Annotated in this window: 21 protein-coding genes; 3 read left to right on the forward strand and 18 right to left on the reverse strand. The window is 69.4% G+C overall.

Annotated features, from left to right (window positions below; all coding sequences use genetic code 11):
- Positions 1-186 (reverse strand): ferredoxin (fdxA, locus tag VF289_RS03730; protein ID WP_330881132.1); only part of this gene is annotated, 186 nt, incomplete at its 3' end.
- A gap of 159 nt (positions 187-345) precedes the next feature.
- Here fdxA and VF289_RS03735 point away from each other — a divergent pair.
- Positions 346-618 (forward strand): acetyltransferase, encoded by a 273-nt coding sequence (locus tag VF289_RS03735; protein ID WP_330881215.1) that lies wholly within the window; start codon positions 346-348, stop codon positions 616-618.
- Here VF289_RS03735 and VF289_RS03740 read toward each other — a convergent pair.
- The 7 genes from VF289_RS03740 to VF289_RS03770 form a co-directional block, all read right to left on the reverse strand.
- On the reverse strand, positions 557-1138 hold the full coding sequence (locus VF289_RS03740) for a CDP-alcohol phosphatidyltransferase family protein (RefSeq protein ID WP_330881217.1): 582 nt from the start codon (positions 1136-1138) through the stop codon (positions 557-559). The two genes, VF289_RS03735 and VF289_RS03740, sit on opposite strands and share 62 nt — an antisense overlap.
- Positions 1139-1142: 4 nt before the next feature.
- The gene (locus VF289_RS03745; RefSeq protein ID WP_330881219.1) at positions 1143-1595 is read right to left on the reverse strand and encodes a hypothetical protein; all 453 of its coding nucleotides are present in this window, start codon (positions 1593-1595) and stop codon (positions 1143-1145) included.
- Positions 1596-1599: 4 nt separating this feature from the next.
- Positions 1600-3522 carry a translational GTPase TypA gene (gene typA / locus VF289_RS03750; protein ID WP_330881221.1) on the reverse strand — a complete coding sequence of 641 codons (1923 nt, stop codon included), beginning with the start codon at positions 3520-3522 and terminating at the stop codon, positions 1600-1602.
- A 210-nt stretch (positions 3523-3732) separates the two neighbouring features.
- Positions 3733-5667, reverse strand: a complete 1935-nt coding sequence (locus VF289_RS03755) for an ABC transporter ATP-binding protein (RefSeq protein ID WP_330881223.1) — start codon at positions 5665-5667, stop codon at positions 3733-3735.
- Positions 5664-6617 (reverse strand): ABC transporter permease, encoded by a 954-nt coding sequence (locus tag VF289_RS03760; RefSeq protein ID WP_330881225.1) that lies wholly within the window; start codon positions 6615-6617, stop codon positions 5664-5666. Before VF289_RS03760 ends, VF289_RS03755 begins: the two co-directional genes overlap by 4 nt.
- Positions 6607-7536, reverse strand: a complete 930-nt coding sequence (locus VF289_RS03765; protein ID WP_330881227.1) for an ABC transporter permease — start codon at positions 7534-7536, stop codon at positions 6607-6609. The genes VF289_RS03760 and VF289_RS03765 overlap by 11 nt, the downstream gene beginning before the upstream one ends.
- Before the next feature lie 122 nt (positions 7537-7658).
- A complete protein-coding gene (locus VF289_RS03770; protein WP_330881229.1) occupies positions 7659-9308 on the reverse strand; it encodes an ABC transporter substrate-binding protein in 1650 nt (549 codons plus the stop codon).
- A 198-nt stretch (positions 9309-9506) separates the two neighbouring features.
- Here VF289_RS03770 and pgi point away from each other — a divergent pair, with 198 nt between their 5' ends.
- On the forward strand, positions 9507-11204 hold the full coding sequence (gene pgi, locus VF289_RS03775; protein WP_330881231.1) for a glucose-6-phosphate isomerase: 1698 nt from the start codon (positions 9507-9509) through the stop codon (positions 11202-11204).
- 86 nt (positions 11205-11290) lie between these two features.
- Here pgi and VF289_RS03780 read toward each other — a convergent pair whose 3' ends face one another.
- Positions 11291-12733: an MFS transporter gene (locus VF289_RS03780; RefSeq protein ID WP_414644436.1), complete on the reverse strand. Its 1443-nt coding sequence runs from the start codon at positions 12731-12733 to the stop codon at positions 11291-11293.
- 175 nt (positions 12734-12908) lie between these two features.
- On the opposite strand from VF289_RS03780, the gene VF289_RS03785 reads away from it, so the two are divergent.
- Positions 12909-14477: a flotillin family protein gene (locus tag VF289_RS03785; RefSeq protein ID WP_330881235.1), complete on the forward strand. Its 1569-nt coding sequence runs from the start codon at positions 12909-12911 to the stop codon at positions 14475-14477.
- 179 nt (positions 14478-14656) lie between these two features.
- On the opposite strand, the gene VF289_RS03790 is transcribed toward VF289_RS03785, so the two are convergent.
- From VF289_RS03790 to VF289_RS03830, 9 genes are all read right to left on the reverse strand, one after another.
- Complete coding sequence (locus VF289_RS03790) at positions 14657-15865, reverse strand: acyl-CoA dehydrogenase family protein (protein ID WP_330881237.1); 1209 nt, start codon at positions 15863-15865, stop codon at positions 14657-14659.
- A 79-nt stretch (positions 15866-15944) separates the two neighbouring features.
- The gene (locus tag VF289_RS03795) at positions 15945-16781 is read right to left on the reverse strand and encodes an endonuclease/exonuclease/phosphatase family protein (protein ID WP_330881239.1); all 837 of its coding nucleotides are present in this window, start codon (positions 16779-16781) and stop codon (positions 15945-15947) included.
- Between the two features lie 40 nt (positions 16782-16821).
- Entirely contained in the window at positions 16822-20394 is a 3573-nt protein-coding gene (dnaE, locus tag VF289_RS03800) for a DNA polymerase III subunit alpha (RefSeq protein WP_330881241.1), read from the reverse strand.
- Positions 20395-20500: 106 nt separating this feature from the next.
- Positions 20501-21244 (reverse strand): hypothetical protein, encoded by a 744-nt coding sequence (locus tag VF289_RS03805; protein WP_330881243.1) that lies wholly within the window; start codon positions 21242-21244, stop codon positions 20501-20503.
- Positions 21245-21426: 182 nt separating this feature from the next.
- A complete protein-coding gene (locus VF289_RS03810) occupies positions 21427-22353 on the reverse strand; it encodes an RluA family pseudouridine synthase (RefSeq protein ID WP_330881245.1) in 927 nt (308 codons plus the stop codon).
- Positions 22350-22955 carry a signal peptidase II gene (gene lspA / locus VF289_RS03815; RefSeq protein ID WP_330881247.1) on the reverse strand — a complete coding sequence of 202 codons (606 nt, stop codon included), beginning with the start codon at positions 22953-22955 and terminating at the stop codon, positions 22350-22352. The genes VF289_RS03810 and lspA overlap by 4 nt, the downstream gene beginning before the upstream one ends.
- Positions 22952-23728: a DivIVA domain-containing protein gene (locus tag VF289_RS03820; RefSeq protein WP_330881248.1), complete on the reverse strand. Its 777-nt coding sequence runs from the start codon at positions 23726-23728 to the stop codon at positions 22952-22954. The genes lspA and VF289_RS03820 overlap by 4 nt, the downstream gene beginning before the upstream one ends.
- Before the next feature lie 109 nt (positions 23729-23837).
- Positions 23838-24128: a YggT family protein gene (locus VF289_RS03825; protein WP_330881250.1), complete on the reverse strand. Its 291-nt coding sequence runs from the start codon at positions 24126-24128 to the stop codon at positions 23838-23840.
- Positions 24129-24136: 8 nt separating this feature from the next.
- Positions 24137-24625, reverse strand: coding sequence for a cell division protein SepF (locus VF289_RS03830; RefSeq protein WP_330881252.1), 489 nt, complete (start codon positions 24623-24625; stop codon positions 24137-24139).
- Between the last annotated feature and the right edge of the window lie 81 nt (positions 24626-24706).

The following is a 24706-nucleotide window of genomic DNA, read 5'->3' on the forward strand; positions in this document are numbered from 1 at the left end:
CGGGGTGTCGTCCTCGTAGAAGATCGCCTCGACGGGGCAGACGGGCTCGCAGGCCCCGCAGTCCACGCACTCGTCGGGCTGGATGTAGAGCATCCGGCTGCCCTCGTAGATGCAGTCCACCGGGCACTCGTCGACGCAGGCACGATCCTTCACGTCGACGCAGGGCAGGGCGATGACGTAGGTCATGGGCGGCTTCCTTCCGTCGGAGACTGCTCCCATCCTCTCATCCCGCCCGCCTCGGCGACCGCGCGGCGGGGCGCTGGAACCCGGAGGTGACCGGATGCACATCCGACGTCCCGCCAGCGGTCATGCGGGACGGGGCAGCCACGGGGATAGCCTCGGAGGATGACGATGGACGAGGCTCCGCGGGTCCGCGCCGGCTGGGCGCCCTTCCTGCACGAGGGACGCCGGGTGGTGCTTCGCTACGCGATCGACGCGGAGGCATCGCTGCACGGCGAATCGATGACGGACGCCCTGGGCACGATCCTGAGCAGCGACGACGACTCGGTGGAGGTGATGACGAAACGTGGCGCGGTGAGAGTGCCGCGAGCCCTGGTCATCGCCGCGAAGGAGGTGCCTCCACCTCCTGTGCGGCGGCGGGGGCGCGCCACGCCCTGACGATGTAGTCGATCCCCGAGGCCGCGTGCAGCAGCACGCCGGCCCACAGCAGCCACTGCGCGGCGGGGATCAGCGACGGCACCCAGGCGGCCACGGCCACCAGCAGGAACACCGAGGACATCAGCACGAAGGTGCGGATCTTGCCGAGCCAGGAGACCGAGATCCTTCCGCCCAGCGCGGCCCGGGTCGCCAGCACGACCATCGCCAGGTCCACCACGACGATGATCGCGAGGGCCGCCCAGGGCAGCAGGTCCGCGACCGCCAGCGCGAGCACGATCGCCGCAAGGCCGATGCGGTCCGCGATCGGGTCGATGATGGCCCCGGTGCGACTGGTCTGATCCAGCACCCTGGCGAGGAGACCATCGATCCAGTCGGTGCTGGCCCAGACCAGCAGCAGCACCACCGCGAGGGTGTCCGGCCCGTCCAGCAGCAGCACGCACACCGGCACCAGCAGCACGAAGCGCGCCAGGGTGACGAGGTTCGGCAGGGTCGCCCAGTCGGGCCGCGTGGAAGCGCTCATGTGCTCAGCGTGCCCGGGAACGAGCCCGTCCCGCCACTGTGATGCCCCCCGCCACGAGGAACGGGATGACCAGGCCGAGGCCCTGCACGATCCATCCCGAGTACTGCGGGACGTCCGCGACCACGGCCGGCAGCATCACGCCTCCGCCGACACCCTCCCCTAGGAAGGGGGTGGCGAGGAGCCCCCACAGGCAGCCCATCACGAGCAACGGGAACCTCGACCCCGTCGCGGCCCACAGGAAGACGCACGTGAGGCCCTGGAACACGGCCCCGAACAGCAGGCCGGCGGGCAGGTCGACCCCGAGCAGATCGAGCTCCACCCGGTGGGTGGAGAGCATCAGCAGCACCGAGATGATCGCGAGCACGATCGCCATCGCGGCCTGGGCCAGCCGGGCCGCGAGGGAGGTGGTGTCGACCTGACGGGCCGACCCCACCGAGCGCTGCTGCGGGGTCGTCACCGACTCACTTCCCCGACTTGGCCTTGGAGTGCGCGCGCTTGCGCTCGTTGGCGTCGAGGATGACCTTGCGGATGCGCACGATCTCGGGGGTGACCTCGACGCACTCGTCCTCGGCGGAGTACTCGAGGGACTCCTCGAGGGTGAGGCGACGCGGCGGCACCAGGTTCTCGAAGGAGTCCGAGGACGCGGCGCGCATGTTCGTCAGCTTCTTCTCCTTGGTGATGTTGACATCCATGTCCTCGTTGCGGGAGTTCTCCCCGACGATCTGACCGGCGTACACCTCGGAGGTGGGCTCGACGAAGAAGGAGCCGCGCTCCTGGAGGTTGATCATCGCGAACGGGGTGACGGAGCCCGCGCGGTCGGCGACCAGGGAGCCGGTGGCGCGGAACTCGATCTCCCCCAGCCACGGCTCGTGGCCATCGGCATAGGAGGAGGCGATGCCGTTGCCGCGGGTCTCGGTCATGAACCGGGTGCGGAAGCCGATCAGTCCACGGGCGGGGACGACGAACTCCATGCGCACCCAGCCGGAGCCGTGGTTGCTCATGGTCTCCATGCGGCCCTTGCGGGAGGCCATCAGCTGGGTGACGGTGCCGAGGTACTCCTCGGGCACATCGATCGTCATGCGCTCGACGGGCTCGTGGACCTTCCCGTCGATCTCGCGGGTGAGCACCTTCGGCTTGCCGACGGTGAGCTCGAAGCCCTCGCGGCGCATCTGCTCGACGAGGATCGACAGCGCGAGCTCGCCGCGGCCCTGCACCTCCCAGGCGTCGGGACGCTCGGTGGGCAGCACCTTCAGGGACACGTTGCCGACCAGCTCGGCGTCCAGGCGGTCCTTGACCTGGCGGGCGGTGAGCTTGTGGCCCTTGCCGTTCTTGCCGGCCAGCGGGGAGGTGTTGATGCCGATGGTCATGGAGATCGCCGGATCGTCGATCTCGATCAGGGGCAGCGGGCGCGGATCGGAGAGATCGGCGAGGGTCTCGCCGATCATGATCTCGGGGATCCCGGCGACGGCGACGATGTCGCCGGGCAGGGCGGTGCGGGTCATCGGCTCGCGGGAGAGACCCTTGGTCTCCAGCAGCTCGGTGATCTTCACCGTCTTCGTCTCGCCCTCACGAGTGCACCAGGCGACCTGCTGGCCCTTGACGAGCTGACCGTTCTTGATGCGCAGCAGCGCGAGGCGGCCCAGGAACGGGGAGGCGTCGAGGTTGGTGACGTGCGCCTGCAGCGGCACCTCGTCATCGAAGGCGGGCGCCGGGATCGACTCGAGGATCGTCTTGAACAGCGCCTCGACGGTCTCCTCCTCGGGGAGGGTGCCGTCTTCCGGCTGGGTGGTGGAGGCACGGCCGGCCTTGCCGGAGGCGTAGACGACCGGGACGTCGAGCACGGCGTCGAGGTCGATGTCGTCCATCTCCTCGGCGAGGTCCGAGGCGAGGCCCAGCAGCAGGTCGGTCGCCTCTCCGACGACCTCCTCGATGCGGGCGTCGGGACGGTCGACCTTGTTGACCACGAGGATCACGGGGAGCTTCGCGGCGAGCGCCTTGCGCAGCACGAAGCGGGTCTGCGGGAGCGGACCCTCGGAGGAGTCCACCAGCAGCACGACGCCGTCGACCATCGACAGCCCTCGCTCGACCTCGCCGCCGAAGTCGGCGTGGCCGGGGGTGTCGATGACGTTGATGGTGATGCCGTCAGGCTCGCCGATCGCTGCGGCGGAGGGGCCCGTGTACCGGATCGCCGTGTTCTTGGCGAGGATCGTGATGCCCTTCTCGCGCTCCAGCTCGCCCGAGTCCATCGCCCGCTCGTCATGCTTGTCGCGCTCGCCGAAGGCGCCGCCCTGGGTGAGCATGGCGTCGACCAGGGTGGTCTTGCCGTGGTCGACGTGGGCGACGATGGCGACGTTCCGCAGGTCGTTGCGGTGCTGGATGGTCATACGCAGGTGCTCGTTTCAGGTTGCGCGGCGGGTCGAGGACCGAGCAGCGCCCGGCCGCACTTGAGTGCGACCCGCTCCAGGGCCCAGGCGAGTCTATCCGCCTGCGGGCGACCCGCCAGGGTCTCGAGGTGAGACCTTCGACGCCATCGCGCTGCCGAGCATGCCCGGCAGCGCGTCCCGGCGGTGCTCTCCTCGTGCTGAGAGCTCTGCTCAGACGTGCCCGGCGCTCGCGAAGGGATCGATCGGGCCCTCGTCGACCTGCGAGCCGTCAGCCTGCTCGTCGTCGGCGTCGACCTCGGCAGCGACCACGTCGATCGTCTCCGAGCCGGCCAGCGGGATGGAGCCGCCGGGGATCGCGGCCAGCAGGCGCTTGGTGTACTCCTGCTGGGGCGAGTGGAAGACCTCGTCCGTGGTGCCCTGCTCGACGACCTTCCCCTTCTCCATGACCAGGGTGTTGTCGGCGATCTGCCGGACCACCGCGAGGTCATGGGTGATGAAGAGGTAGGACAGTCCCAGCTCGGCCTGCAGATCGTTGAGCAGCTCGAGCACCTGGGCCTGGACCAGCACGTCGAGAGCCGAGACGGCCTCATCGCAGATCACGACCTCGGGGTCGAGCGCGAGCGCGCGGGCGATGGCGACGCGCTGGCGCTGGCCGCCGGAGAGCTCGTTGGGATAGCGCCGCATCATCTCCGCAGGGAGGGCGACCTTGTCGAGCAGGTCACGCACCTTCGCCTCCCTGCTCTTCGCATCCCCGATGCCGTGCAGTCGCAGCGGCTCCTCGATGGTGCGGAAGATCGAGTACATCGGGTCCAGGGTGCCGTAGGGGTTCTGGAAGATCGGCTGCACGCGGCGGCGCAGCGACTTCAGCTCCCGACCCCGGTAGGTGGTGACGTCCTTGCCCTCGAAGAGCACCCGTCCCGAGGTGGGCGCGAGGAGCTTGAGCACCATCTGCGCGACGGTGGACTTGCCCGATCCGGACTCCCCCACGATCGCCGTGGTGGTGCCGCGCTCGATCTGGAAGGAGACGTCGTCCACTGCGAGGAACGGGGTGGAGCGCCACGGCACGCTGCCGCGGATGGGGAACGACTTGGTGAGCTTCTGGACCTGGATCACGGCATCCGAGGCGACCTCCCCGAAACCGAACTCCGGGGCCTGCGCGTCGGCGGGCGCGAGCTGTGCGTCCTCCTGCGTGCCGGGGGCGTCCGTCGACGTGGACGGTGCGCTGCCGGGGTGGGCGTGCTCCTGGGCGTGCTCCTGGGCGCGCTCGCGGATCTCGGCGCGCTGCGTTCCCGAGACCAGCCGGCGCGAGGCGAGGGAGGGCGCCGCGCCGATGAGCCGCTTGGTGTACGGGTGCTGCGGGTTCTGCAGCAGCTCGAGCGCGGGCCCGGTCTCGACCACCCGCCCCTTGTACATGACCACCAGGTGCTGGGCACGCTCGGCGGCGAGGCCCAGATCGTGGGTGATCAGCAGGACTGCCACTCCCAGCTCCGCGGTGAGCGTGTCGAGGTGGTCGAGGATCTGCTGCTGGACGGTGACGTCGAGCGCACTGGTGGGCTCGTCGGCCACCAGCAGCTTCGGCCGGGCGGCGAGGCCCATCGCGATCAGGGCGCGCTGCTTCATGCCGCCGGAGAACTCGTGCGGGTACTGCTCGGCGCGACGGGCGGCGTCGGAGAGCCCGGCCTCCTCGAGCAGCTCGACCGTGCGGGCCTTCGCGGCGGAGCCCTTCGCGATGCCGTTGGCCTGGAGCGTCTCGCGGATCTGAGAGCCCACGCGCCACATGGGGTTGAGGTTGCTCATCGGGTCCTGCGGGACCAGGCCCACCTGGTCACCGCGCAGCACCCGGATCTCCTTCTCGGAGATGTGCGTGATGTCCCGGCCCTCGAAGAGGATCTGGCCGCCGGTGATGCTGCCGTTGGTCGCCAGCAGGTGGGCGATCGCCATGGCGGTGGTGGACTTGCCCGAGCCGGACTCGCCCACGATCGCGACGGTCTCGCCCGGGTAGACCTCCAGGCTCGCGCTGCGCACGCCCTTGACCGGACCGTTGGAGGTGGAGAAGGTGATCTCGAGGTCGCGGATCTCCAGCAGCGGCTGCGCACCGCTGGTGGGAGTCCCCGCCGAGGAGGGGGTCGTGGAGGTCGTGGTCATCGCTTCCTCGCCTTCGGGTCCAGGGCGTCGCGCACGGCGTCGCCGAGCATGATGAAGCTCAGCACCGTGATCGCGAGCGCCACGGACGGATAGAACAGCATCGACGGCTGCGTGCGCAGCGCGTCACGGGCGTCGGAGATGTCCCCGCCCCAGGAGACCGCGCTCGTGGGCAGGCCGACGCCGAGGAACGACAGCGTCGCCTCGGCCACGATGAAGACGCCGAGGTTCACGGTCGCGGTGACGATCACCGGCGCGATCGCATTGGGGATCACGTGCTTGAGCAGCACGGTCGGGCTCGAGGCGCCGAGCGCGACCGAGGAGGTCACGAAGTCCTGCCCCTTGGTGGAGATGACGGCGCCGCGCATGATGCGAGCGATGTTCGTCCAGCCGAAGACGCTCAGCACGCCGATCACGGTCCAGAGGTTCATCTCCCCCAGCCGGGTCGCGACCACGATGGCGCCGAGGATCAGCGGCACCGCGAAGAAGATGTCGGTCACGCGGGACATGAGCTCGTCGAACCAGCCTCCGACGTAGCCGGCGAGCGCGCCCATCGCCCCGCCGATGAGGGTCGAGCCGATCATCGCGAAGAACCCGATGATCACCGAGGTGCGGGCGCCCCAGAAGGTGCGGGCCATGATGTCGTAGCCCTGACGGGAGGTGCCGAAGGGGTGCTCCCCGCCGGGCGGCTGGTTCGCACGGGAGAGATCGCCGAAGCGCGGGTCCTGGCCGGTGAACACCTGCGGGAAGGCGGCGACGAAGAGCACGAACAGGATCAGCAGCGCAGAGATCACGAACACGGGATTGCGGATCAGGCTGTGGAGCGCTTCGCTCCAGAGCGAGCGCGGCGCGGTCGTGGTGTCGGCGGCGTCGACCGCCTGCAGCGGGGTCTCCTCCAGCGGTGCGACCCAGTGCTCCGACCGGGGACGGGTGGGGGTGGCGTCACTTGGCATAGCGGATCCTCGGGTCGAGCACGCCGTAGAGCAGATCCACGACGAGGTTGGAGAGCAGGAAGATGATCACCAGCAGCGTCACCAGGGAGACGATCATCGGTGCCTCGCCGGCGTTGATCGAGCTGAACAGCAGCGTGCCGATGCCGGGCACGTTGAAGACCCGCTCGGTGACGATCGCGCCGCCCATCAGGGCGCCGAGGTCCGCGCCGATGAAGGTGACGACCGGGATCAGCGAGTTGCGCAGGATGTGCTTGCTGACCACGCCGCCCCGGGAGAGTCCCTTCGCAGTCGCGGTGCGCACATGGTCGGCGCCCGCGGTCTCGGCGATCGACGTGCGGGTCAGGCGCAGCACATAGGCGAAGGAGACGCCGCCGAGCACGAATCCCGGCATCAGCAGGTTCTGCCAGGAGGGATCACGGCCCACGTTGATCGGGGCGATCCCCAGCTGCAGGCCGAAGACGAACTGGGCGAGGAAGCCGAGCACGAAGGTGGGGGTGGCGATCAGCAGCAGCGAGAGCATCAGCAGCGAGGTGTCGATGAGCTTGCCCTTGCGCAGCCCGGAGATGATGCCGGCGATCACGCCGAAGATGGTCTCGACGATCACCGCGATGATCGCGAGCCGGAACGTGGTGGGGAAGGCCGCGGCGATCTGATCCCAGATCGGCCGGCCGTTGAAGCCGACCCCGAGGTCGAAGGTCACCACGCTCTTGAGGTAGAGCAGCCACTGCACCAGCACGTGCTGGTCGAGGTGGTACTGCTCGCGCAGCTGCTGCTCGACCGCCGGGGAGATGGGCTTGTCACCTGCGAGGGTGAGGATCGGATCACCCGAGGTGTAGAAGGCCATCAGGTAGATGATCAGGGTGGCGCCGAGGAAGACGGGGATCATCTGCAGCAGTCGCCGCGCGATGTACCAGAGCACGTCGTTCTCTTTCGATGGAGGAGGGGCCTTGCGGCCCGGTGGAACGGCCCGGCCGAGAGCCGGGCATGGAACAGCGGGAACCGGGCGGAGCCGGCTCCCGCTGTCACGGGTGGGTCAGCGGATCACTTGGTGATCAGGTGGTACATCGGCACGGTGTCCCAGCCGTACTCGACGTCGGAGACCAGCGTCGAGTAGCCGCCGATGGTGTTCTGATACCACAGGGGCACCACGGGGAGGTCGCGCATGAGCAGCGCCTCCGCCTCCTTCCACAGGGCGATCGCCTCGTCCTCGGTCTCGGCGGCGAGGCCGTCCGAGAGCAGCTGATCGAACTCGGGGTTCTTGTAGTCGCCGTCGTTGGAGCCGTTGCCGTCCGCAGCCGCGGAACCGTACAGCGGGCCCAGGAAGTTGTAGGCCGAGGGGTAATCGGCCTGCCATCCCGAGCGCCAGGTGCCCTCGAGGTCACGGGCACGGATCTGCTCGCGCATCTCGCCGAAGGCGGGGAACGGAGTCGGCTCCGCCTCGATGCCGAGGGTGTTGATCAGCGAGTTGCACACCGCCTCGACCCAGTCGGCGTGCGGGCCGTCCGCGTTGTAGGCGAGGGTCAGCGGGCCCTCGAAGGGCGAGATGGCCTCTGCCTCTTCCCACAGCTTCTTGGCCTCTGCCTCGTCGAACTCGAGGACCTCGGCGCCGGGGATGTCGGTCGCGCCGCCCCCGGGGATCACCGGGGAGACGAAGTCGGTGGCCGGGGTGCGGGTGCCGAAGAACAGGTTGTCGCAGATCGACGTGCGGTCGATGGCGCGCGAGATCGCCTTGCGGCGCAGATCGCCGGCCTCGCCCTCGAAGTTCGCATCGTAGCCGGGCAGGGTGATCGACTGGAACACGGCGCCGGGGGCGTTGACGGCCCGGTCACCGAGGTCGCTCTCGAAGGTGGCGAGCGCCGAGCCGGGCAGCTGGTCGACGACGTCGACCGCATCCGACTGGAGGTCGAGGTACATGGTCTCGGGGTCCTGGTAGACCACGAAGGTGATGCCGGAGTTCTTCGGGGCACGGGGGCCGTCGTAGGACTCGTTGGGGACCAGCACGAGCTCCTGGTCGTGGGTCCAGGACTCGAGCTTGTAGGGGCCGTTGGCCAGCGGCGCCTCGCCGTAGGCCTCCATGTCCTCGAAGGCGCTGGGGGGCAGCGGCATGTAGGCGGAGTAGCCCAGGCGAGTCGGGAAGTCCGACTGCGCGGAGACGAGGCGCGCGGTGAAGGTCCGCTCGTCGACGACCTCGAGGCCGGAGAGGGTCGCGTCCTCGGCGACGCCCTCGGCGGAGAGCTCCTCATAGCCTTCGAAGGGCTCGAAGAAGTACTGGCCGAGCTGGGCGTTGGAGGCGTTGGCGCCGAAGTTCCAGGCGTCGACGAAGTCCTGCGCGGTGATCGGGGTGGAGCCGTCTGAGTAGGTCAGGCCCTCCCGGATCGTGATGGTCCAGTTCTGGTTGTCCTCGGACTCGATGGACTCGGCGAGATCGTTCTCGGCGGTGCCGTCGGCGGTGTAGTACACCAGTCCGGCGAAGAGCATCACGATGATGCGACCGCCGCCGACCTCGCCGGTGTTGGTGGGGATGAGCGGGTTCTCCGGCTCGGTGGTGTTCGCGAAGATGGGCTCCCCGGTGCCTCCGCCTGCACCTCCGTCGCCGCTGCCGCCCTCATCGGCGCCGCAGGCGGCGAGGGTCAGCGCGGCGGCGCCGCCAGCGGCGGTGCCCAGCATCATTGATCGGCGCGAGATGGCCATGTGTGCTCCTGAGATGGCTCGTGTCATGAACCGCACGACAGATGTGCGGCACTCATCCAGTGTGCACCCTGGAATGTCAACAGCATTCCATCTGCCGGTAACGCTTCGGTCTCGGCGATTTTTCAATCATCCGTCCCGCCCCGTGGGAACACCCGGCAGGACCTCACATGTTCCGCTCCTGCGGTGTTCAATGGCCGTATGACTGCTTCCACCTCCCCCGATGCCCCCATCGACCCCACCTCCACCGACGCCTGGGCGGAGCTCGAGGCGCACAACCTCGAGATCGCGGGCTCGCTGCGCGAGTGGTTCGCCGACGACCCGCAGCGCGCCGAGCGTTTCACCCATGACGCCGCGGACCTCCATGTCGACCTCTCGAAGAACCTGGTCACGCCGCAGACCGTGGACCTGCTGCTGCGACTCGCCGGCGAAGTGGGCGTCCTCGCCCACCGCGACGCGATGTTCGCCGGCGCCCATGTCAACACCACCGAGGACCGGGCCGTGCTGCACACCGCGCTGCGCCGCCCGGCCGGCTCCTCCCCCGCCCTCGTGGTGGACGGGCAGAACATCGATGAGGACGTGCGCGGCACGCTGCACCGCGTCTACGAGTTCGCCCGGAAGGTGCGCTCCGGCGAGTGGACGGGGCTGACCGGCAGACGGATCGAGACCGTGGTGAACATCGGCATCGGCGGCAGCGACCTCGGCCCGGTGATGATCTACGAGGCGCTGAAGCCGTCGGCCCAGGACGGCCTCGAGGCCCGCTTCCTCTCGAACATCGATCCCACCGACGCGTTCGCCACCACGGAGGGCCTGGACCCCGAGACCACGCTGGTGATCGTCGCGTCGAAGACCTTCACCACCCTCGAGACGCTCACCAACGCCCGCCTGGTGCGGCAGTGGCTGCTCGAGGGACTGCGGGAGAACGCGGGACTGACCGCCGAGCAGGAGAAGGAGGCCATCGCGAGGCACTTCGTCGCGGTCTCCACCGCGCTGGACAAGGTCGAGGACTTCGGCATCGATCCCGCCAATGCGTTCGGCTTCTGGGACTGGGTGGGCGGCCGCTACTCGGTGGACTCCGCGATCGGCACCGTGCTCGCCACCGTGCTGGGACCGGACGTCTTCGAGGAGATGCTGGCCGGCTTCCACGCGATGGACGAGCACTTCCGCACCGCCCCGGCGGAGCAGAACGTGCCGCTGCTGATGGGCCTGCTGAACGTGTGGAACGTGAACTTCCTGGAGGCGGAGACCCATGCCGTGCTCCCGTACTCGCAGTATCTGCACCGTTTCCCCGCATACCTCCAGCAGCTCACGATGGAGTCCAACGGCAAGGCGGTGCGCTGGGACGGCTCGCTCGCGACCACCGAGACCGGCGAGGTGTTCTGGGGCGAGCCCGGCACCAATGGGCAGCACGCCTTCTACCAGCTGATCCATCAGGGCACGCGCGTGATCCCGGCGGATTTCATCGCCTTCGCGACCCCGAATCATGCGCTGGTCGACGGCGACCAGGACGTCCATGAGCTGTTCCTGGCGAACTTCTTCGCCCAGACCAAGGCGCTGGCCTTCGGCAAGACCGCCGAGGAGGTGCGCGCCGAGGGCACCGAGGGCGCCCTGGTGGCCGCTCGGGAGTTCTCCGGCGACCGCCCCTCCACCTCGATCATGGCCCCGAAGCTCACCCCCTCGGTGCTGGGCCAGCTGGTCGCGCTGTACGAGCACATCACCTTCGTGCAGGGCGTGGTGTGGGGCATCAACTCCTTCGACCAGTGGGGGGTGGAGCTGGGCAAGCAGCTCGCGAACGGCCTCGCCGGAGCCGTCGCCGGCGACGAGAGCGCGATCTCCGCCGAGGATCCCTCCACCGCTGGGCTGATCCGGTACTACCGCGCACAGCGCCGGCAGGGCTGACCCGGGCAGAGCGGGCACGGCCCGCCGCCACGACGAGAAGGGCGCCCCCGGAGAGTTCCGGGGGCGCCCTTCTCGCGAGGTGATGCTCAGGCGAGGTAGTCCACCTCGCGGGTCTCCTTGCCGATCAGCAGCGCGACGCCGGTGATGATCGCGGCGAGGGACAGGTACCCGCCCACGAGCCACAACGGCCCGTCCAACAGCTGCCAGAGAGCGATCATCGCGTAGGGCGCGGGGGCCGCACCGATGACCGAGGCCATGTTGTAGCTGACGGCGCTGCCGGTGTACCGGACATCCGCGGCGAACATCTCGGGCAGGTACGCGGCCATCGGGCCGAAGGTCAGGCCCATCAGGGTGAAGCCGACGATCAGGGTCGCCATCGCGCCCACGGTCCCGGCCTGCACCATCGGCTCGATGAGCAGACCGAACACGCCGATCCCCGCGGTGACGGCCAGCAGCAGCTTCCGACGACCCAGACGGTCCGCGAGCGGCCCGGAGACGAGGGTGAAGAGGCCGAAGAAGACCACACCGATGATCAGCATGGTGAGGAACTGCGGGCGGTCGAAGCCGAGGCCCGGTGCGAACCCGGCGGCGTCGAAGGTCGTGCCGGAGGCCTCGGCGGCGGCGCGGGCCGTCGCCTCATCGGCCGCGGTGGTGCCCACGACCATGAGGAACGCCGTCATCAGGTAGAAGAGCACATAGGTCGCGACCATCGCGATGGTGGCGAGGACCAGCGGCCGCCAGGCGGTGCGGAACACGCGCGCGATCGGGACCGCGGCGACGCGCTCCTCGTCGATGACCTTCTGGAAGGCGGGGCTCTCCATGAGCTTCAGCCGCACCCACAGGCCCACGATGACCAGTGCTGCGGAGAGCAGGAACGGCAGGCGCCAGCCCCAGGACATGAACTGGTCCTCGGTGAGCTGCACGCTGAGGACCACGAACAGCAGGTTCGAGAGGATGAAGCCGATCGGCGCGCCGAGCTGCGGGAAGGTGCCGTAGAGCGCGCGCTTGCCGGGCGGGGCGTTCTCCGTCGCCAGCAGCGCGGCCCCGGACCATTCTCCGCCCAGTCCGATGCCCTGGCAGAAGCGCAACAGCACCAGGAGGGTCGGGGCGAGCACGGTGAAGCCCGGGGTGGAGGCGGTGGGCAGCACACCGATCAGGAAGGTCGCGATGCCCATCACCAGCAGGCTGGCCACCAGCGTGGTCTTCCGGCCGACGCGATCCCCGTAGTGCCCGAAGATCAGGGAGCCGAGCGGGCGGGCCACGAAGGCGACGCCGAAGACGGCGAAGGAGCTCAGCAGCTGGTTCGCGGGGGTCTGGGTGGGGAAGAACAGGGCCGGGAACACGAGCGAGGCCGCGGTCGCGTAGGCGTAGAAGTCGAAGAACTCGATCGTCGTGCCGACCATGGAGGCGGTGATGACGCGCCCGCGGGTGTTCGCCGGGGCGGCGGCGGGCGCCGAGCCGCGCACCGGCGCGGCGGAGGGAGTGGGAGGTTGTGCGGTATTCACGACCGGCGACCCTAGACCCCGCATCCCGCTATTCGGACCGAGTCGCCACACTCTGAGACCGGCGGGGCGGGGGCGGCGTGGAATGACCTCCCGGCAGCAGAGATCACGAGAGTGTCTCCACTCCCGGGACGGGACGACGGGAACACGGTTTCAATGAAAGGATGCCTGCGGCATGCCTGTACTTACCTGAGGGGGACTCATGGAACTGTTCGTACCCGTCGTCGGCGTCATCGTCGTCGTGGCGGTCGTCCTGCTGATCGCGGTGATCATCCTGATCCGCAGCTACCGGATCGCGGCGCCGAACGAGGCGCTGATCATCACCGGTCGCAACGCGAAGACCAGCCCGACCGGCGACATCGACCTCGAGTCCGGCAGCGCCCGGGTGATCATCGGCGGTCGTGCGATCGTGCGCCCGATCTTCGACCGTGCCTTCGTGCTGAGCCTGAGCTCGCGCCAGATCCCGGTCGAGGTCGACGGCTACTCGATGAACGGCATCTTCCTGCGCCTGCGCGGGGTGGCACAGGTGAAGGTCGGCGGCAACATCGAAGACGTGCGCAAAGCCTCGCAGCGCTTCCTCGACCAGCAGCAGCAGATCGACCATTACACCCAGGAGATCCTCTCCGGCACCCTGCGCGCCGTGGTCGGCACCCTGAGCGTCGAGCAGATCATCCGCGACCGCGCGTCCTTCGCCTCCCAGGTGCAGGCCGAGTCCGAGCACTCGATGAACAACCAGGGCCTGGTCATCGACACCTTCCAGATCTCCGCCATCGAGGATGACGGCTCCTACCTGCGGGACTGGGGCCGCCCCGAGGCGGCACTGGTCGCCAAGCGCGCGGCGATCGCCGAGTCGGACGCGAACCGCGAGTCGACCCAGGCCAGCAACCTCAACCTCCAGCAGGAGGCCGAGTCCAAGCAGGCCTTCGACCTCCGCAATGCGGAGATCAAGGAGGAGACCGACGCCCGGCAGGCGATCGCCGATGCCTCCGGCCCGCTCGCGCGTGCCGCGCAGCAGCAGCGGATCATCGAGCAGGAAGAGATGATCGCGGTCCGCAACAACGATCTGCGCGAGAAGCAGCTGATCGCCGAGGTCCACAAGCCGGCCGAGGCCAAGCGCTACGCCGAGCAGCAGGATGCGGACTCCAAGAAGTACACGCGCATCGCCGAATCCGAGGCCCAGCTGACCGACGAGCGCAACCGCGCCGAGTCCCGCAAGGTCACGGCGGATGCCGAGGCCCATGCGATCGAGGCTCGCGGTCGCGCCGAGGCCGAGGTCGAGCTGCAGCGTCGTTCCAAGGACGCCGAGGCAGTGCGGCTCGAGGGTCAGGCCGAGGCCGACTCCCTGCGCGCCAAGGGTGAGGCCGAGGGCGCCGCGATCCGTGCCAAGGGCGACGCCGAGGCGGAGACCACCCGTGCGCGCGCCGAGGCGTACAAGCAGTTCAATGACGCCGCCGTGCTCAACCAGGTGCTCGAAGTGCTGCCGGCCGTCGCGAACGAGCTGGCCGCGCCGTACTCGAACATCTCCAACCTGTCGGTGTTCTCCACCGACGGCGAGGCGAAGATCGGCCAGAACATCTCGGTCGGTCTCGCCCAGGTGCTCGACATGGTCAAGTCCACCACCGGGGTCGACTTCCAGGACACGCTCCAGCGCGCCGCCGACGGCGGTCGTGTGGTGCGCGCGCAGGCGGAGCAGACCCCGCCGGCCGAGTCCTCCGCGCGCCGCACCGAGGACGACGCCGCCGAGGGCGACGTCACCGAGGACGACGCCTGAGTCCACTGGGTTCAGCGCGAGCGCCCCGGTCCTCCCTCAGGGAGGATCGGGGCGCTCTCCGTTCAGCGGTGGATCGTCCGCGCAGCACCTTCAGCCGAGGGCCTTGAGCGGAGGGCCTTGAGCGGAGGGCCTTCAGCCGATGACCCCCGCCCGAGGTCCTTCGAGGACCTCCGCGGAGCTCACCGGTCCAGTGGCGGGCGCGACATGCCGATCTCGCCGAGCAGGGCCTTCGCGTACGAGGCGTGCACGGACTCCTCGTCGGAGGGGTGGTACATCCCGGCGCGCACGTCACGGGAGAGGCGCTCGAGCTCGCTGCGCCGGAAGTACTGCGCCCCGCCGCTGGCCCGCAGCACCTGGTCGACCGCGGCGATCGCCGCCTCCGTCGAGCGGGCCTTGACGCCCGAGAAGTGGAGGAACCAGCGCGGTCCGTGATCGGTGATCCCCGGTCCGGCGTCCCCCGTGCCGAGCGCGTCCAGATCCGCGACGACCTTCTCGATCTGCAGGATCGCACCGTCCACGGCGAGCGCGGCAGCGGCCAGGCGCCGGCGGATGTCGGGGTCGTCGGCGTGGACGATGTCCTTGGTGACGCTGCGGCGAGTGGTGGCGATGTCGATGCCGAGGGCGACCGCGCGTTCGGCGATGCCGGTGTAGACGGACGCGATCAGCAGCTCGAAAGCACCGAAGACGCCCATCACGAAGGGGTCGGGGTTCGGGCCGACCGGGGTGTGCGTGAGCACCCGGTCCGCCCGGATCGCAGCCCCGTGAAGGCGAGTGGTGCGGGACTGGGACGGGCGCATGCCGTGGGTGTCCCAGTCATCGAGCGTCTCGACCTCCTGGGTCCTCTCGAGCACCCCGAAGACCAGTCGCGGCTCGGCCTCACTGGCCTCGGCGATCCGTCCGTGCACGACCAGCCGATCCCAGACCGGGGCGAGGGAGGTGAAGATCTTGGTGCCGGTGACGCGGTAGCCGCCGTCCTCCTGCGTCTCCGCACGCGTGGAGGAGTCGAAGAGCATCGCGTCATTGCCTGCCTCGGAGATCCCGAAGGCGAACAGCGTGTCCGCGGCCGCATCCTCCAGGACGGTGCGCACGGAGTCCATCCCGAGGCGATGCGCGTGCAGGGCGGCGCCGGTGACCACCAGATGCATGTTCATCGACAGCGCGGTGGCGGGGGCTGCCTGGGCGAGACGGCGCTGGATCCGCGTGGCCTCCAGCAGAGAGGCGCCGAGACCTCCGAGCTCCGTGGGCACCAGCAGGCGCAGGTAGCCGTGCTCGCGGAGGTCCGCGAGGTCCTCGGCGGGGAAGGTGTTCTCCCTGTCGTGCACCGCGGCGCGTTCGCGGAAGGTGCTCAGCAGCGGGTCGGGCAGGAGGTCCTCGGCAGTGGTGCTCATGGCTCCACGCTAGTCCAGCGCAGTGACCGTGGCAGGACCCGTCGGTACCGGGGCGGGCCCCGGAGCGGAGCGCTCGCGCTCAGCGCGGGAGGTGCAGGGTCGCCGTCACCGCTCGGTGATCGGAGCTGCCGCGAGGGCCGACGGCGAAGGCGGAGACGGCGATCCCGCCCCGCACCCAGAGGGCATCGATGCGCCGCACCGGGAATCCGGCAGGATGCGTGGCCGCCATGGGGCGGACAGGACGCCGCCCCATGAGGTCCCGCAGGAGCATCAGGCGCCGGTGCAGCGGTGGGGGAAGGGCGCGGCGCGAGGACGCGCGGATCGTGGCCGTCGCGGACTCCACCAGCTGGGCTGCGTCCTGCCATCCGGTGGCCGGGAGGGCGGCGAGCTCCGGGGAGGCCGGGTCGGCGTTCATGTCCCCCATCATCACCACCGGTCCGGCGAGCGCGTCGGTGAGGCGCACGATGCCCTGCACCTGGGAGACGCGGTGCGCACCGTCCCCCGCCTCGAGGTGGGTGACCAGCACGTCGAGCTCCTCGCCGTCGGCCCGTCGCAGCCGTGCGCGGAGCACCCCGCGGGGCTCGCCGGGGGCGGCGGCCGCCGGGTGGTCCGGCAGCGGATGCATGTGGTGGGAGAGGATCTCGTGGCGGGTCAACAGCGCGACCCCGTAGCGCCGGCGCGGCTCGCCGGCCCGTGCGGGCGGGAGGTCCAGGGCGGCACCGAAGGCGAGCTGCATGCCCAGCAGCTCCGCGAGGAGCGTCGGCTGCTCCGCACGGCCGGAGCGCGGCCCGTAGGCCGCATCGATCTCCTGCACGCCGATCACGTCGGCCCCCAGGGCGCGCAGCTCCGCAGCGGAGCGGCCGAGGTCCACCCGGCCATCCGGGCCGAGTCCATGGCGGATGTTGGCGCTCGCCATCCTCCACGGGCTCCTCGGTTCTTCCGCCCGGGTCATCGGCTCACTGCAGGCAGCCGGGACCCAGCAGCGTCTTCAGCGAGGCGTAGAGCGCGGCCGACGGAGTGACGGAGAGCCGCTTGTCCAGCTGCATGAGGGTGGTGCGTCCGGGCTCCTGCAGCCGCAGCCGCACCTCGCTGGCACCGGGGTTGTCCTCGAGCACTCCGCGCAGCTCCGAGACCACGCGCTCGCTCGCGCGCATCGCAGGCAGGGCGATGACGACGGGCCCGTCGGCCCCTCCCCCGGTCTCCGGGATCGACATCTCCATGACCCGCAGCTCGGGCATGCCCTTGGAGGTGTCCACGCGTCCCTTCATCGAGACGACGAGGTCCTCGGCGAGCTCGGTGGCGACGGTCTGGTAGGTGGAGGGGAACATCAGGCAGTCGATCGAGCCCTCGAGGTCCTCCACGGTGGCGATCGCCCACATGTCGCCCTTCTTCGTGGTCTTGCGCTGCAGGGAGGTGATGAGCCCGGCGATCGTGACCATGGCCCCGTCCTCCACCGCGCCGTCGTCGGCGAGCGCGCTGATCGAGGTCGAGGAGTTCTGCGCGATCACGTGCTCGAGCCCGTACAGCGGATGGTCGGAGACGTACAGGCCCAGCATGTTCCGCTCGAAGGCGAGCTTCTCCTTGCGGTCCCACTCGGGCAGGTCCGGGATCGTGATCGTGGCCGCGGAGCCCGAGGCCATCTCCCCGTCGCCCCCTCCCCCGCCGCCGAACACATCGGCGAACAGGTCGTACTGGCCCTGGGCCTCCTTGCGCTTCACATCGACGACCGAGTCCACGGCGTCCTCATGGATGAGCACCAGGGAGCGACGGTTCGCGCCCAGCTCGTCGAAGGCGCCGCCCTTGATGAGGGATTCGATGGTGCGCTTGTTGCACACGCTCAGGGGGACCTTGTCCAGGAAGTCGGTGAAGGAGGTGAACGCGCCCTTCTCCTCGCGGGTGCGGATGATCTCCTCGACCACGTTCGCGCCGACGTTGCGGATCGCGGAGAGGCCGAAACGGATGTCGTCGCCGACGGCGGAGAAGTAGAGATCCGACTCGTTGACATCCGGCGGCAGCACGGTGATGCCGCGGTGGCGGCAGTCGCCGAGGTACAGGCCCAGCCGATCGCGGTTCTCCTGGCTCGAGGTGAGCAGCGCGGCCATGTACTCGGTGGGGTGGTTGGCCTTCATATAGCCGGTCCAGTAGGAGATCACGCCGTAGGCCGCGGAGTGCGACTTGTTGAAGGCGTAGTCGGAGAAGGGGAGCAGGGTGTCCCAGAGCGCCTTCACGGCGGCGGCGGAGAATCCGTTGTCCTTCATCCCGGCTTCGAACGAGGCGTACTGCCTGTCCAGCTCCGCCTTCTTCTTCTTGCCCATGGCGCGACGGAGGATGTCCGCCTGGCCCAGGCTGTACCCGGCGACCTTCTGCGCCGTCTGCATGACCTGCTCCTGGTACACGATCACGCCGTAGGTCTCGCCGAGGATCTCCGAGAGCGGCTCCTCGAGCTCCGGGTGGATCGGCGTCATCTCCTGCAGGCCGTTCTTGCGCAGCGCGTAGTTGGTGTGCGAGTTCATGCCCATCGGGCCCGGCCGGTACAGCGCCGAGACCGCGGTGATGTCCCCGAACTGGTCGGGCTTCATCTGCCGCAGCAGGGTGCGCATGCCGGAGCCGTCCAGCTGGAACACGCCCAGGGTGTCACCGCGCTGCAGCAGCTCGTAGGTCGCCGGGTCGTCGAACGGCAGCGCCTCGAGGTCGAGCGCCTCCTTGCCGTTGCGCTCCATGTTCTGCACCGCATCGGAGAGGATCGTGAGGTTCCGCAACCCCAGGAAGTCCATCTTCAGCAGGCCCAGGGTCTCGAGCGTGGGGTACTCGAACTGGGTGATGATCTGGCCGTCCGAGGGGCGGCGCATCATCGGGACGATGTCCACCAGCGGGTGGCTGGACATGATGACCGCGCAGGCGTGCACGCCCCAGCCGCGGGTCAGGCCCTCGACGCCCTTCGCGATCTCGACGACCTTCTGGACGTCCGGGTCCTCGTCGTGGATGCGACGGAACTCGCCCGCCTCGGCGTAGCGCTTGTCCTCCGGGTCGAAGATCCCCTTGATGGAGATGTCCTTGCCCATGACGGTGGGCGGCAGCGCCTTGGAGAGTCGGTCGCCCATCGCGTAGGGGTAGTCGAGCACTCGCGAGGCGTCCTTGAGCGAGTTCTTCGTCTTCATCACGCCATAGGTGATCACCTGGGCGATGCGATCGTCGCCGTACTTGCGCTCGACGTACTCGATGACCTCGCCGCGGCGGCGATCATCGAAGTCGACGTCGAAGTCGGGCATCGAGACGCGCTCGGGGTTCAGGAACCGCTCGAACAGCAGACCGTGCTCGAGCGGGTCGAGGTCGGTGATGCGCATGGCGTAGGCGACCATGGAGCCGGCGCCGGAGCCTCGGCCCGGGCCCACGCGGATCCCCTGCTCCTTGGCCCACTTGATGTAGTCGGAGACGACGAGGAAGTAGCCGGGGAAGCCCATCTGGAGGATGACGGAGACCTCGTAGTCGGCGCGCTTCTGCACCTCGTCGGGGATGCCGGAGGGGTAGCGGTACTCCAGCCCTCGCTGGACCTCCTTGACGAACCAGGACTCCTCGTCCTCACCGGCCGGGGTGGGGAAGTTGGGCATGTAGTTCGCGCCGTCGTCCGTGGTGCGGAACTCGACCTCGCACATCTCGGCGATCGTCAGGGTGTTGTCGCACGCCTCGGGGAACTCGCGGAACAGCTCGCGCATCTGCTGGGCGGACTTCAGGAAGTAGCCGGAGCCGCCGAACTTGAACCGGTCGGGGTCGTTCAGGCGCGAGCCGGAGTTGATGCACAGCAGGACGTCCTGGATGGTGGCGTCCTGCTCGGTGACGTAGTGGAGGTCGTTGGTGGCCACCAGCGGGGCGCCGACGGCCTTGGCGACCTCGAGCAGGTCCTTGGTGACCCGCTTCTCGATGTCGAGCCCGTGGTCCATGAGCTCGATGAAGTAGTGGCCCTTGCCGAACATGTCCTGGTATTCGCCGGCGGCCTTGACCGCCTCGTCGAACTGCCCCAGGCGCAGGCGGGTCTGGACCTCCCCGGAGGGACAGCCGGAGGTGGCGATCAGCCCGTCGGAGTACTGCGAGAGGATCTCGCGGTCCATGCGCGGCCACTTGCCCATCTGGCCGTCCAGCGAGGCGGCGGAGCCGAGCCGGAAGAGGTTGTGCATGCCCGCGGTTGAACGGGAGAGCAGGGTCATGTGCGTGTAGGCGCCGCGGGCGGAGACGTCGTCCCCGGCGAGCTGCTGCTCGCGCGTCCCCCACTGCACACGGGTGCGGTCATGGCGGCTGGTCCCCGGCGTCACATAGGCCTCGATGCCGATGATCGGCTTGACGCCGGCGCTCGTGGCGGCCTTGTAGAACTCGTAGGCGCCGAAGAGGTAGCCGTGGTCCGTGATCGCGACGGCCTTCTGGCCCTGGCGGACGGTCTCGTCGACGAGTTTGTCGATCTTCGCGGCCCCGTCCAGGAGCGAGTAATCGGTGTGCACATGCAGGTGCACGAAGTCATCGGAGTCCGCGGAAGCCATGCCCTCCAGCGTAGCCCGGGAGCAGACGTCCGAGACCCTCAGGAGGGGGTCGGAGAGGTCACCTCGGCGCGTCCGGCGTGTCGCCGCGGGGAACCGATCGGGCGGCTCAGCCCGCCTCGCCCTCCGCCCCTCTCTCGGCATCCTGCTCACGCCGCGTCTGCGCCAGCAGGGACTGGAGATAGTCGTGGACGTCCTCGTAGCTCAGCGAGCGCTCATCCCGACGCGGCGGGATGCCGCCGACGAAGGCACCGCCGTGCCAGGACATCGAGTCGTCCGGCAGGGACGGGTCATCGTCGCGCCACAGATCGATGGGGATCGCGTGAGCGGCGAGGTCCCGGGCGATCTCATCGGCCTGGGCGGGGCTGCCGGAGCGCTGCAGCACGGAGACCAGCAACGACTGCGCGGCCCAGGCGAGGGCGTCGCGCTCGCTGTCCTCCCCGGGGTCGATCGCCTCCTGGACCAGGGCGAGGTAGCTCGCGGCGAGCTCATCGGCGCCGTCCTCGTAGTGGTCCTTCGCGACCCTCAGGGCGACCCGCGGGACCATATCGCGGGCGTCCCACAGCACCGCCGCTCCCACCAGGGCCATGCCCACCTCGGTCGGGAAGTCGGGATCCAGGGCGAGGGCGGAGGACGGGGTGCGACCGGCCCGGCGGTCGTCGTCGGCCGCGAGGTACTCCTCGACGGAGCGGGCCAGTGCGGCGCGCACCATGTCATCGTCGCGCAGCGCGACCTCCGCCTGGGCCGGATCGATGCCGAGCCGTCGCGCGACACGGGCGAAGGGGAAGTCCGGGCGGGACAGGGCGGCGTCCCGGGTGGGAGTCAGCGCGCCGGAGATCTGCTCATCGGTCATGGTCCCGACGGTACCGGTCCGTCACTGTGCCGTGCACCAGCCCTGCCACGCCCGGCACGACCCCGGTCCTCTCCGGCGGAGCGGGCGGCGCCGGCAGCGCGTACAGCGCGGCGACTTCCGGCAGAGCGCGCGGCTCGACGGTCGTCGGCGGTGCCGGTGACGCGGCGAGCGTCGAGGACCGGTCAGCCGGCGCGGAGCCTCTCGAGCGCCTGCTGGAGGTCCGCCGGGTACTGCGAGGCGTAGGTGACCTCGTCCCCCGTCGCGGGGTGGGTGAAGGTCAGCTCCATCGCATGCAGCCACTGCCGGATGAGCCCCACCCGTTCGGACAGCGTGGGATCGGCGCCGTACAGCGGGTCCCCCACCAGCGGATGGTGCAGGGCCGCCATGTGCACCCGGATCTGGTGGGTGCGACCGGTCTCCAGGCCGATCTTCAGCAGGGTCGCGCCCTGGAGGTCCTCGAGCGTCTCGTAGTGGGTGACGGCGTGCTTGCCGTCATTGCGCACGGCGAACTTGTAGTCGTGCTGCGGCGAGCGGCCGATGGGCGCCTCGATCGTGCCTCGGGACTGGTCCGGCGTGCCCTGGCAGACGGCGTGGTAGACCTTGCCCACCTCCCGCGCCCGGAAGGCGTCCTTGAGAGTCGTGTAGGCGCGCTCGGTCCGGGCGACGACCATCAGACCGCTGGTGCCCACGTCCAGGCGGCTGACGATGCCCTGCCGTTCCGGATCGCCGGTGGTGCGGATGCTGACGCCCGCGGCGGCGAGGTGGCCGAGCACGGTGGGTCCCGACCAGCCGGCACTGGGATGCGCTGCCACGCCCACGGGCTTGTCGATCACCACGATGTCGTCATCCTGGTGGATCAGGCTCATGCCGTCGGCGATCTGCGGTCGCACCGCGACAGCGGGCTTCTCCTCGGGCAGCTCCACGAACACCATGGTGCCGGGCTCGAGCCGGGTGGATCGAGCGGGGGGCTGACCGTCGACCAGCACGTTCCCGGCGCTGACGAGGTCGGCGGCACGGGTGCGGGACAGGCCCAGCATCCGGGAGATCCCGACATCGACCCGTTCGCCGGCGAGCCCGTCGGGCACCATCAGGGTGCGCGAGGAGCTCATCGCGACCCCTCCGGATCCTCGCTCGTGCTCGTTGCGGGCTGCGCCTCCTGCTCGTCGGTCGCGGGATCGGGGGCGACGCCGAACAGACCCAGCACGACGATCAGGATCGCGCCTCCCACGACCGCCATGTCCGCCACGTTGAAGACCGGCCAGTTGGGCAGCTCGAGGAAGTCGACCACGGCACCGTGGAAGGGCGAGGGATCCCGGAGCAGGCGGTCGTGGATGTTCCCGAGGGCGCCGCCCATGATGAGGCCGAGCGCGGCGGTGTAGCCGGGGGACCGGACGGACCGCACCGCGAAGATGATCACGCCGATCACGATCGCGATCTGGAGGCAGGTGACCACGGGGGTGATCTCCGAGCCCATCCCCCAGGCCGCGCCCGTGTTGTAGAGCAGGGTCAGCTGCAGGAACTCACCGAGGAAGGGCTGGGGCTCCAGCAGCGGGAGCGACGCCTCGGCCCAGTTCTTGGTGACCTGGTCGACCACGGCGAGCACGACGGCGATCGCGGCCACGACACCGAGGACCGTGCCCCGGCTGAGACGGCGACGAGCGCCGGACCCCTCGGGCCCGGCGCTCGTCGACTGGGAAGCAGAGGTGCTCACAGACCGAAGTTCGCCTGCTTGTCCTGCGTCTCGCTGGTGTCGAGATCGCGGAGCTGGTTCTCCAGGTAGTTGCGCAGACGGTTGCGGTAGTCGCGCTCGAAGTTGCGCAGGCCCTCGATGGTCTTGTCGAGCTCGGCCTTCTTCTCCTCGAGGTCGGCGAGGGTGGCGCGGGACTTCTCCTCGGCCTCCCCGACGATTCGCGAGTGCTCGTCGTTCGCCTCGGTGATGAGGCGGTCGCGCTCGTCCTCGCCGTTCTTGACGTACTCGTCGTGCAGACGGTTCGCCAGGGCGATGATGCCGGCTGCGGACTGGTCCGGGGACTCCGACGAAGCGGCGGCGGGAGCAGCCGGGACGGCATCCTGCGGGGCGGTGGCGTCGTCCTCGGAGCCGCGGTCGAAGGAGCCGGCGACGTAGAAGTCATCGTCCTTCGACTCGGCGCTGTTCTTCTCGTCCGCGCTCTCGTCGCCCTCGGTCACCGGGGTGGTGTCGATGATCGCGGAGGTCTCACCGGTCGCGGGGGCCTCTCCGGCCGCGGAGGTCTCCGCAGCCGGTGCGGCCGGCGCAGCGGCGCCGGCACCGGACTCGAGCTCGGCGATGCGGTTGTGCGCCTCCTCGAGCTCCTTCTTCAGGCGCTCGTTCTCGGCGATGAGTTCCTTGAGACGAGGCTCGACGTCGTTGTCGAGGAAGTTGTCGACCTCGTCCATGTCGTAGCCCTCGGAGAACCGAACGGGGGTGAACCGCTGATTCTGCAGGTCTTCGGGCATCAGAGCCATGGGTCACCTTTTCCTAGTGATTACGTCAGAGGCGCGGTGGGCGCGGTGCCGATAAGCCTAGCGGATGTGGCGCGGGTTCCCGAACCGGGGAGCGCTCGCATTGCGGTGCTCACATCGCCATGCCGGCGAGGACCCGCATCAGGATCCACCCGACGAGGAGCAGGATCATCAGGCTCAGGTCCAGGGAGACCGCGCCGAGGCGCAGCGGCGGGATGAGTCTGCGCAGCCCCTTCACCGGGGGGTCGGTCAGCGTGTAGACGACCTCGAACAGCACCAGCACCAGTCCCGCGGGCCGGTACTCCCGGGCGTAGGACTGGATCCACTCGAGCACCAGGCGTGCGACGAGCAGTATCAGATAGAGCAGGACTGCGAGGTACAGCACCCCGGCGACGAGCTGCACGGAGACGCTCAGCTCTGGTTGTAGAAGCTGCCCTCGTCGGCAGAGGTGTCCCCGTCGACCTGGACGAACTCCGGAGAGAGCAGGAACACCTTGGAGGTGACGCGCTCGATGGTCCCGCGCAGGCCGAACACCAGGCCGGCGGAGAAGTCGACCATGCGCTTGGCGTCGCCGTCCTGCATGTCGGAGAGGTTCATGATGACGGGCACGCCGTCACGGAACGACTCGCCGATCGCCTTGGCATCGTTGTAGGACCGCGGATGGATCGTGGTGATGCGGTGCATCGACTCCTCCACTGCCGGGGCCATGGCGACCACGTTCGAGTGCTGGCGGATCGGGGTCACCTGGGCCTCCCGTTCGGGTGCGGGCTCGGGTCCCCGCTCGGTGCGGCGGGACGGAGCGGCGACCTCGTCGTGTCGGGCCCGCTCGTCCTCGTAGTACTCGTCATCGACCTCGTTGGCGAGGCCGAGTGCGACCATGGCGTTGCGCCAGGTTCCCATCGCAGATCTCCCAGTCTGTTGTTCACGCTGACCTGGGCTCCAGGGAAGCACGGGGAGTGCGCGGGAGCCCTTGCCCACTGA

The organism is Brachybacterium sp. (assembly GCF_036379615.1).
Classification (GTDB): domain Bacteria; phylum Actinomycetota; class Actinomycetes; order Actinomycetales; family Dermabacteraceae; genus Brachybacterium.

What these genes read in the sequence shown, in the direction of transcription:
- VF289_RS03735 (WP_330881215.1), top strand. Translation starts at nt 346, where the DNA reads ATGACGATGGACGAGGCTCCGCGGGTCCGCGCCGGCTGGGCGCCCTTC.
- VF289_RS03740 (WP_330881217.1), bottom strand. Translation starts at nt 1,138, where the DNA reads ATGAGCGCTTCCACGCGGCCCGACTGGGCGACCCTGCCGAACCTCGTC.
- typA (WP_330881221.1), bottom strand. Translation starts at nt 3,522, where the DNA reads ATGACCATCCAGCACCGCAACGACCTGCGGAACGTCGCCATCGTCGCC.
- VF289_RS03755 (WP_330881223.1), bottom strand. Translation starts at nt 5,667, where the DNA reads ATGACCACGACCTCCACGACCCCCTCCTCGGCGGGGACTCCCACCAGC.
- VF289_RS03760 (WP_330881225.1), bottom strand. Translation starts at nt 6,617, where the DNA reads ATGCCAAGTGACGCCACCCCCACCCGTCCCCGGTCGGAGCACTGGGTC.
- VF289_RS03770 (WP_330881229.1), bottom strand. Translation starts at nt 9,308, where the DNA reads ATGGCCATCTCGCGCCGATCAATGATGCTGGGCACCGCCGCTGGCGGC.
- pgi (WP_330881231.1), top strand. Translation starts at nt 9,507, where the DNA reads ATGACTGCTTCCACCTCCCCCGATGCCCCCATCGACCCCACCTCCACC.
- VF289_RS03780 (WP_414644436.1), bottom strand. Translation starts at nt 12,733, where the DNA reads ATGCGGGGTCTAGGGTCGCCGGTCGTGAATACCGCACAACCTCCCACT.
- VF289_RS03785 (WP_330881235.1), top strand. Translation starts at nt 12,909, where the DNA reads ATGGAACTGTTCGTACCCGTCGTCGGCGTCATCGTCGTCGTGGCGGTC.
- VF289_RS03790 (WP_330881237.1), bottom strand. Translation starts at nt 15,865, where the DNA reads ATGAGCACCACTGCCGAGGACCTCCTGCCCGACCCGCTGCTGAGCACC.
- VF289_RS03795 (WP_330881239.1), bottom strand. Translation starts at nt 16,781, where the DNA reads ATGGCGAGCGCCAACATCCGCCATGGACTCGGCCCGGATGGCCGGGTG.
- dnaE (WP_330881241.1), bottom strand. Translation starts at nt 20,394, where the DNA reads ATGGCTTCCGCGGACTCCGATGACTTCGTGCACCTGCATGTGCACACC.
- VF289_RS03805 (WP_330881243.1), bottom strand. Translation starts at nt 21,244, where the DNA reads ATGACCGATGAGCAGATCTCCGGCGCGCTGACTCCCACCCGGGACGCC.
- VF289_RS03810 (WP_330881245.1), bottom strand. Translation starts at nt 22,353, where the DNA reads ATGAGCTCCTCGCGCACCCTGATGGTGCCCGACGGGCTCGCCGGCGAA.
- VF289_RS03820 (WP_330881248.1), bottom strand. Translation starts at nt 23,728, where the DNA reads ATGGCTCTGATGCCCGAAGACCTGCAGAATCAGCGGTTCACCCCCGTT.
- VF289_RS03830 (WP_330881252.1), bottom strand. Translation starts at nt 24,625, where the DNA reads ATGGGAACCTGGCGCAACGCCATGGTCGCACTCGGCCTCGCCAACGAG.